The sequence below is a fragment of the Kurthia gibsonii genome (genome assembly GCF_006539985.1).
Classification (GTDB): Bacteria; Bacillota; Bacilli; order Bacillales_A; family Planococcaceae; genus Kurthia; species Kurthia gibsonii.
The window spans coordinates 1-8,075 of the sequence record NZ_BJOB01000069.1; the positions used below are offsets into that span (position 1 = coordinate 1).

Annotated in this window: 12 protein-coding genes; 8 read left to right on the plus strand and 4 right to left on the minus strand. The window is 37.5% G+C overall.

The genetic code is table 11. The annotated features are described in order from the left end of the window. Positions 1 to 85 precede the first annotated feature (85 nt). The 7 genes from KGI01_RS12835 (at position 86) to KGI01_RS12865 (ending at position 5,010) form a co-directional block, all read left to right on the plus strand. A complete protein-coding gene (locus KGI01_RS12835; RefSeq protein ID WP_141275012.1) occupies positions 86 to 931 on the plus strand; it encodes an energy-coupling factor ABC transporter ATP-binding protein in 846 nt (281 codons plus the stop codon). Continuing rightward, positions 907 to 1,779 (plus strand): energy-coupling factor ABC transporter ATP-binding protein, encoded by an 873-nt coding sequence (locus tag KGI01_RS12840; protein WP_121176048.1) that lies wholly within the window; start codon positions 907 to 909, stop codon positions 1,777 to 1,779. Before KGI01_RS12835 ends, KGI01_RS12840 begins: the two co-directional genes overlap by 25 nt. Further along, positions 1,776 to 2,579 carry an energy-coupling factor transporter transmembrane component T family protein gene (locus KGI01_RS12845; RefSeq protein WP_141275013.1) on the plus strand — a complete coding sequence of 268 codons (804 nt, stop codon included), beginning with the start codon at positions 1,776 to 1,778 and terminating at the stop codon, positions 2,577 to 2,579. Before KGI01_RS12840 ends, KGI01_RS12845 begins: the two co-directional genes overlap by 4 nt. Positions 2,580 to 2,594: 15 nt before the next feature. Further along, complete coding sequence (gene truA, locus KGI01_RS12850; RefSeq protein WP_141275014.1) at positions 2,595 to 3,347, plus strand: tRNA pseudouridine(38-40) synthase TruA; 753 nt, start codon at positions 2,595 to 2,597, stop codon at positions 3,345 to 3,347. A gap of 175 nt (positions 3,348 to 3,522) precedes the next feature. Beyond that, positions 3,523 to 3,960 (plus strand): 50S ribosomal protein L13, encoded by a 438-nt coding sequence (rplM, locus tag KGI01_RS12855; protein ID WP_068450181.1) that lies wholly within the window; start codon positions 3,523 to 3,525, stop codon positions 3,958 to 3,960. Positions 3,961 to 3,981: 21 nt separating this feature from the next. Continuing rightward, positions 3,982 to 4,374, plus strand: a complete 393-nt coding sequence (gene rpsI, locus KGI01_RS12860) for a 30S ribosomal protein S9 (protein ID WP_068450183.1) — start codon at positions 3,982 to 3,984, stop codon at positions 4,372 to 4,374. 105 nt (positions 4,375 to 4,479) lie between these two features. Then, positions 4,480 to 5,010: a GNAT family N-acetyltransferase gene (locus KGI01_RS12865; protein WP_141275015.1), complete on the plus strand. Its 531-nt coding sequence runs from the start codon at positions 4,480 to 4,482 to the stop codon at positions 5,008 to 5,010. 62 nt (positions 5,011 to 5,072) lie between these two features. Here KGI01_RS12865 and KGI01_RS12870 read toward each other — a convergent pair whose 3' ends face one another. The 4 genes from KGI01_RS12870 to KGI01_RS12880 form a co-directional block, all read right to left on the minus strand. Beyond that, the gene (locus tag KGI01_RS12870) at positions 5,073 to 5,318 is read right to left on the minus strand and encodes a deaminase (protein WP_141275016.1); all 246 of its coding nucleotides are present in this window, start codon (positions 5,316 to 5,318) and stop codon (positions 5,073 to 5,075) included. 17 nt (positions 5,319 to 5,335) lie between these two features. Next, positions 5,336 to 5,467 carry a tRNA-specific adenosine deaminase gene (locus KGI01_RS14125; RefSeq protein WP_255314795.1) on the minus strand — a complete coding sequence of 44 codons (132 nt, stop codon included), beginning with the start codon at positions 5,465 to 5,467 and terminating at the stop codon, positions 5,336 to 5,338. Between the two features lie 10 nt (positions 5,468 to 5,477). Further along, a complete protein-coding gene (locus KGI01_RS12875; protein WP_141275017.1) occupies positions 5,478 to 5,783 on the minus strand; it encodes a hypothetical protein in 306 nt (101 codons plus the stop codon). 203 nt (positions 5,784 to 5,986) lie between these two features. Beyond that, the gene (locus KGI01_RS12880) at positions 5,987 to 6,196 is read right to left on the minus strand and encodes an acyltransferase family protein (protein WP_141275018.1); all 210 of its coding nucleotides are present in this window, start codon (positions 6,194 to 6,196) and stop codon (positions 5,987 to 5,989) included. 508 nt (positions 6,197 to 6,704) lie between these two features. On the opposite strand from KGI01_RS12880, the gene KGI01_RS12885 reads away from it, so the two are divergent. Further along, positions 6,705 to 7,778, plus strand: coding sequence for an iron-sulfur carrier protein/transcriptional regulator SalA (locus KGI01_RS12885; RefSeq protein ID WP_170214795.1), 1,074 nt, complete (start codon positions 6,705 to 6,707; stop codon positions 7,776 to 7,778). Positions 7,779 to 8,075 lie beyond the last annotated feature (297 nt).

Below are 8,075 nucleotides of genomic sequence, written 5' to 3' on the forward strand. Positions count from 1 at the left end.
AAATTCTGTCTAGCATTTAAAGAGAAAACAGTGTAACGTAAAGAGATGAGTAGAGCTTAGTAAACTAGCACGAGGAGATGGTCATATGACGGAGATTTTATCTTTACAAAACATAACATTCACATATGATCTGGAGCAGCCAGAAGTGAGAAATGCTGTAGAAGATGTTTCATTTTCTGTAGAACAAGGCGAATGGATTGCCATTGTTGGTCATAATGGGTCGGGTAAATCGACGATTGCCAAAATTATGAATGGTTTATTGTTTCCACAAGAAGGAACAGTAGAAATTTTTGGTATGCCAATGAACGAAGAAAATCTATGGTCGATTCGTTCACAACTGGGCATGGTTTTTCAAAATCCAGATAATCAATTTGTTGGAGCAACTGTACAAGATGACGTTGCTTTTGCGTTAGAAAATAATGGGGTACCATATGAAGATATGGTGAGTCGAGTTGAGCAGGCGTTAGAGCAAGTAAAAATGTCGGGTTTCATGAATCATGAACCACAACATTTATCTGGTGGTCAAAAGCAGCGTGTCGCGATTGCGGGTGCGTTAGCATTAAGACCGAAATTATTAATTTTAGATGAAGCGACTTCGATGTTAGACCCACAAGGGCGACAAGAAGTTTTAGATACAGTTCGTACATTAAGAGAAGAAACCGGTTTGACGGTTTTATCAATTACACATGATTTAGAAGAAGCGATTTTAGCAGACCGCCTTTTATTCATGAATCAAGGTGAGAAGTTTGCAGAAGGAAAACCTTCAGAGATTTTTGCATTGGGTGAGCAGTTGATCGCATTGGGGTTAGATTTACCATTCTCAATGAAGATGGCTCATCTATTAATGCAGGAAGGTGTTTCGTTAGAAGGAACACATATGTCGGAGAGAGAGTTGGTGGAAGATCTATGGATATCAAACTTCAAGAAGTAGGTTTTTCATACGCTCAAAATACGCCTTTTGAAAAGCGAGCATTACATGATGTGAATATTGCGATTGAAAATGGCACTTTCCATGCGATTATTGGTCATACAGGATCGGGTAAATCAACGGTTCTACAACATTTAAATGCGCTTTTAAAACCAACTGAAGGGCAAATTCAAATTGGTGAAAAGACCATTGTGGCAGGTAAGAAAGAAAAAGATTTACGTGCTGTACGTCAAAAAGTAGGGATCGTGTTTCAATTTCCTGAACATCAACTGTTTGAAGAAACGGTTTTGAAAGATATTTGTTTTGGTCCGATGAACTTCGGTGTTCCAGAGCAAGAAGCAGAACAGCGCGCGCGTCAATTAATTGAAGTTGTGGGCTTACCACCAGCGATATTAGAAAAGTCACCATTTGATTTGTCGGGTGGTCAAATGCGTCGTGTAGCGATTGCAGGTGTGTTAGCGATGGACCCAGAAGTTATTGTGTTGGATGAGCCAACAGCAGGACTTGATCCTCGTGGCCGCCAAGAGATTATGGAGTTGTTCAATCGTCTACACCATGAGAAGAATCTAACGATGATTCTTGTGACACATAGTATGGAAGATGCAGCACGTTATGCAGATGCGATTACAATTATGTATGACGGGGAGAGCGTATTACATGGTACACCGAGAGAAGTATTTAGCGATGCAGAGAAGCTCGCTGCTTATCGTTTGGAAGTGCCACACATTATTCAATTCCAAAAGCAATTAGAGGCGAAAATTGGACGAAAGTTGAATACGCTATGTCTAACTGAAGAAGAATTAGCAAAAGAGATTGGTCAGCTTGTACGTGAGGAGCGTGATCAATCATGATGGAAAAAATGATTTTCGGACGATTTATTCCAGGGGATTCATTTGTACATAAGATGGACCCACGTGCAAAATTGATTTTCGTTTTTGCTTTCATCTTTATTGTATTCGTGGCAAATAACATTCCAGCTTATATTGCACTTGTTGTATTTACTTTCTTTATTGTCTTTGTATCACGTATTCGTTTGTACTTTTTAATTAATGGGTTGAAGCCGGTCTTAATTTTGATGATTTTCACCTTTTTACTCCATGTATTCTTTACAAAAGGTGGCGATTTATTAGTTGAGATTGGTTTTGTGAAGATTTATGAAGAAGGATTGAAACAAGGGATTTTTATTTCGATTCGATTCTTAGTTTTAGTATTTGTTACATCCATCTTAACTTTAACAACATCGCCTATTTCGATTACAGATGGTCTAGAGACATTGCTGAATCCATTAAAGAGAATTAAAGTACCTGTGCATGAATTAGCATTGATGATGTCGATTGCGCTACGTTTTATTCCAACATTAATGGATGAAACAGATAAAATTATGAAAGCACAGATGGCACGAGGTTCAGATGTAACGTCAGGGCCGATTAAAGAGCGTATTAAAGCAGTTGTACCATTATTGATTCCATTGTTCGTTAGTGCATTTAAACGAGCAGAGGACTTAGCTACAGCGATGGAAGTAAGAGGCTATCGTGGTGGTGAAGGAAGAACGCGTTATCGTCAGTTGAAATGGACGGGGCGCGATACAATTGCGATGGTTGTATTTGTAGTATTAGCAGCCATTTTAATTTATTTAAGAATTTATTATTAGGAGACTTGCATAACGATGAAAAGAAGAATGAAAGCTACAATTGCATATGACGGTACAAATTTCGCAGGATATCAGGTTCAGCCTCAACAGCGAACAGTCCAAGAAGAAATTGAGAAAGTACTGACAGCGATGCATAAGAGTGATGAAATCGTGCATGTAGTAGCGAGTGGTCGTACAGATGCTCGTGTACATGCAACTGGTCAAGTACTACACTTTGATACGACTTTATCCATTCCCCTTGATCGTTATGCACACGCATTAAACGTTCAATTACCACGAGATATTCGTGTGTTAGAAATAGAGGAAGTAGCAGATGATTTTCACGCGCGCTATGGTGTGAGTGGAAAACGTTATCGCTATATTTGGTCTTGTGAAAAGATTCAAAATCCATTTCGACGTTTTTATGCAACACCCACCAATGGGGTGAAACCAGATGTGACTTTAATGAAAGAAGCAGCACAGTATATTTTGGGTACACATGACTTTTCTTGTTTTTGTGCAGCAAATACAGGAGTAAAAGATAAAGTACGTACAGTGCATGCAATTAACTTTGAATGGCATGATGAGGAATTGCACATGACCATTGAGGGGAATGGCTTTTTATATAACATGGTGCGCATTATTGCGGGTACATTATGGGAAGTAGGTATTGGTAAAAGAGATGTGAATACATTATCTGCCACCATTGCTTCGATGGACCGTTCGAAAGCCGGTAAAACCGCGCCAGCACAAGGTTTATACCTTGAAAAAGTTCATTATCCACAGTGAAACAACATCACCTGGTGTTTTACTTAAAGCACTTGACTTTCATCGTTTTTTATTATAAGATAACGTATGGTATTTTCATTACCCCACAAGATAAGCCCCGAATCTTAGCTTTTGAGGATAAAGAAAACAATTGGAACAGAACTATAGAACAATTAGTTAGTAGGAGGATACTAAAATGCGTACAACATTCATGGCTAAAGGTCACGAAGTAGAACGTAAATGGTTAGTTGTAGACGCTGAAGGCCAAACTCTTGGTCGCTTAGCTTCAGAAGTAGCTGCTATTTTACGTGGTAAAAACAAACCAACATTCACACCAAACGTTGATACAGGTGATCATGTAATCATCATCAACGCTGAAAAAATCGAGTTAACAGGTAATAAATTACAAGGTAAAATTTACTACCGTCACACGCAATTTGCAGGTGGTTTAAAAACTCGTACTGCTGGCGAAATGAAAGAAAAATACCCAACTCAAATGTTGGAACTAGCAGTAAAAGGCATGCTTCCTAAAAACTCTTTAGGTCGTCAAATGTTCGGTAAACTTCACGTTTACACAGGTGCAGAACACCCACATGCAGCACAAAAACCAGAAGCTTACGAGCTTCGCGGATAATTAATAGAGGAGGATATTCCCTTGGCACAAGTTCAATATATCGGCACAGGTCGTCGTAAAAGCTCTACTGCCCGCGTACGTTTAGTACCAGGCGAAGGTAAAATCGTTATCAACAACCGCGACGTTGAAAACTACGTCCCATTCGCATCTTTACGCGAAGTTATTAAACAACCATTAGTAGCTACAGAAACTCTAGGTAGCTATGATGTTCACGTTAACGTGAACGGTGGTGGATTCACAGGTCAAGCTGGCGCTATTCGCCACGGTATCGCTCGTGCGTTACTAACTGTTGACCCTGATTTCCGTCCAGCTCTTAAATCAGCAGGATTACTTACTCGTGACCCTCGTATGAAAGAACGTAAAAAACCAGGTTTACGCGGCGCTCGTCGTGCACCTCAGTTCTCAAAACGTTAATCATTCGATTTACGATTCAAAAAGTCACTTCACTTTTGTGGAGTGGCTTTTTTGTTTGTATTTTTTTATAGAGATTTGTATTGTGAGAGAAAGGGGGAGATATAGATGTATATTCAAACAGAGAGAGTGATACTTCGTTTATTTAAAGAAGAAGATTGGGAAGCAGTATATGCTTATACATCTCAAGCGGATGTGATGCACTATATACCAGAAGGTGTTTTTTCAAAAGAGGACGTGAAACGTTTTATTTTAGAAAATAAGGGAGAGAAGGCAAGGTATTTTCCAATCATCGAGAAGTCATCGAATCAATTAATGGGTCATCTATTTTTTGAGCCATATTTCGGAAAGCATACATATGAAATTGGATGGGTAATGAATCCTTGTTATACAGGTAAGGGATATGCTTCTGAAGCAGCTGCGGCAATGATCAACTATGGGTTCACTGAATTAGGGGTACACAGGATTGTCGCAACATGTCAGCCGGAAAATATCGCATCGTGGCGAATTATGGAGAAGATTGGTATGCGAAAAGAAGGATTGTTTAAACAGTGTATACCAACGGCTGATGGTTGGTGGGATGAATTTTATTATGCGATTTTAGCAGATGAATATAAAAAGAGCAGAGCTTTAGAGTAGCAACTGCTCTTTTTTTGTTTAATCAAATACTCGAATACCTTCATCTTGAATTAATGGCCCAATTAATTTTGGTTTGTTGCGCTATGTGTGGTGAGACCTTCGCTACTCAATTGAAACATTGAGCCGATTTTTTCAGCTGCTTGTTTTGCTGGAACACTATAAACAATGCGTCCAACATTTGCCCAGATAGCCGCACTCATATACATCGGACAAGGTTCACAACTACTATAAAGTGTGTAATCTTGTAAATCTGTCATTCCAGATTGTGCGCAATAGGTGTGAATCGCTTCAAGTTCAGCGTGTGCGATGGGGTTCTGGTTTCGTTTTACGTAATTTTGTCCTGTGCGACGATTACGCTATCTTTTACGAGTAGTGCGCCGAATGGTTCGTCTTTTTCCTGTTTTGCCTGTTTGGCTAGTTCAATGGCTTTTCGTAAAAATAGAATATCTTGTTCCATTCGAATTCTCCTAAATTGTTTTTTTACTCACTAATGTATCTTTTGGTTGGAATGGTTTTGCAACATTCTCCTCAATAGTTCGTAATATCATCTCAAATGGTTTCCGTGCGAGCAGAATAGCGACGACGAAGAATGTGAATAGATAAATACTAAGCCATGCGTTTGGGAAAATCTTTTCAAGTTGTTCGTTTAAACCGTAATGATGATAAATGAATAGTAAAAAGCGATGGAAAAAGTAAATAGCAATCGAACGTTCCCCTAATACTGTAAACCATGTACGCTTATGCGTCATTAATGCTAATATAGCGATACACATCGAAACGGTAATTAAAAATACGAAAAGTCTTAAAAAAGCTCCAGCAGCAAATAAGTCATCTGTTATAGGCTCTAACCCACGTACTTTATCATAGGAGTTACGACCACTTAGAATATTTCTAAAAGCATAGATTCAATCTGTGTCATGATTATAATCGCTATTGTTAAAAGAATGCCTACTGAAACAATTTTTAATGTTTTCGACTATAGTTCTTCAACAAGAGCTTTTAGTTTAATATATAGACCTAATAGGAAGAATGGTAAAAAGACAAAGATGCGTGATAGCACTAAAAAATCGCCTGCTTCTGTGTAACCAATTGCAAGTGAGATAAGTGAAGACGTAGGTAATGTAATCCAGTAAGGTATTTTACGAACTGCACGTGCAATATATAACGAAGCAACCGTTGCGAACATGAACTATGGAACACCATCTTCAGTTAAAAAACCGATTGAATAATTTTTATTTCCAAACCAAGTATTTATAGTAAGTATAGGGTTAGAAAGTTCGCAACCTTTTCTAATTTAAATGTATCGTTTAAATTAGCAAGTTTATTAAATAAGCCTGCGATGAAGATAAATAAAGGTATATAAAATAGATATGTGTATATAAAAAAACATCCTCATTACATCTGATTCTTTCGTGTAATAGTCAGTAGCATGACCAATGACAACCAGCACAATTAATAAAGCTTTGATGTTATCAAATACGAACATCCTTTTATTTTCAGTTAGCATAAAACCCCACTTCCTAAATTCTTTTCTACATTAAATATAAAACAACTTCGAATGAAAGAGGTTGTTTTAACCTATTTTTTTACATAAATGTAATGCAGTAATATGTGGGCAAAATATAAATAGTTTTATAAATGAATATGTTATACTAACAATTGATATTGATTTATATAAATAAGGAGTGTTAGACGTGATCAATGAACAACAAGTTCGTGAATTAGTAGGTGCTTTACATGATCCTTTTCTACATAAAACATTAGCTGAAACAAATGGCATTGTTGAAGTAACAATCAAAGAAGAAAAAGAACATGTGAGTGTTAAAATTGCTGTAGCAAAGACAGGTACACCTGAACAACTCAATCTTCAAATGGAAATTGTAAACGTTTTAAAAGGAGCAGGTGCAAAGTCAGTAGGTATTCGTTTCACTGAGTTAGACGCATCCGTTTTAGAAAAATTCCGTGGACAAGCAACTGCAGCAGAAGCGCAAGGTATGCTTTCGCCATTAAATAAAACAAAATTTATCTCAATCGCATCTGGTAAAGGTGGCGTTGGTAAATCAACTGTATCGGTTAACTTAGCAGTAGCACTAGCACGCCAAGGTAAAAAAGTTGGTTTAATTGATGCAGATATTTATGGATTTAGTGTTCCAGATATGATGGGTGTTCAAACAATGCCGGTCATTAAAGAAGATCGCATTTATCCAGTAGAGCGCTTTGGTGTAAAAATGATTTCAATGGGATTCTTTGTTGAAAACAATGCACCAGTTGTATGGCGTGGACCAATGTTAGGTAAAGTATTAGATCAATTCTTCCGCGATGTAGAGTGGGGCGAATTAGATTATCTACTATTAGATTTACCTCCAGGCACAGGCGACGTTGCTTTAGATATTCACCAAATGTTACCAGAGTCATATGAAATCGTTGTAACAACACCACATCCAACAGCAGCATTTGTAGCAGCTCGTGCTGGTGCAATGGCAATTAAAACAGAACACCATATCTTAGGCGTAGTTGAAAATATGTCATGGTTCCAATCAGATGTATCGGGTGAGAAGGAATATGTATTCGGTAAAGGCGGCGGTCCTAAATTAGCTGAGGAATTACGTACAGAGTTACTTGCGCAAATTCCACTAGGCCAACCAGATATCCTTGAAGAAGACTTTGCTCCTTCAGTTTATGCGAAGAATCATTCTACAGGACAATTATATTTAGAGATGGCTCAAAAAGTAATTGATGCTTTAGATCAGTTAGATCAAGAGCAGTAAAATTGCTTGAATAGATGTGTATAGATATTTAGAAATCGCGCTTTGGCGCGATTTTTTCTTTATAATAAAACGCTTAATCATAGTAGAAAGAACACTTATTTCTTTTCTCTCATACTATTTCTTTTCCTTTGTTCAACTTTTTTTCGTAAAAGCATTGACTTTCATAATAATTGCGCGTATAGTAGTAAAAGTCAGTTCGAACAAGTTACTTTAACTTATGAAAAACTTTCTTTTTAAAAAGTTGTTGACTTATAAATAATAAACATTTACAATATTAAGAGTCGCTAACAAAGACGC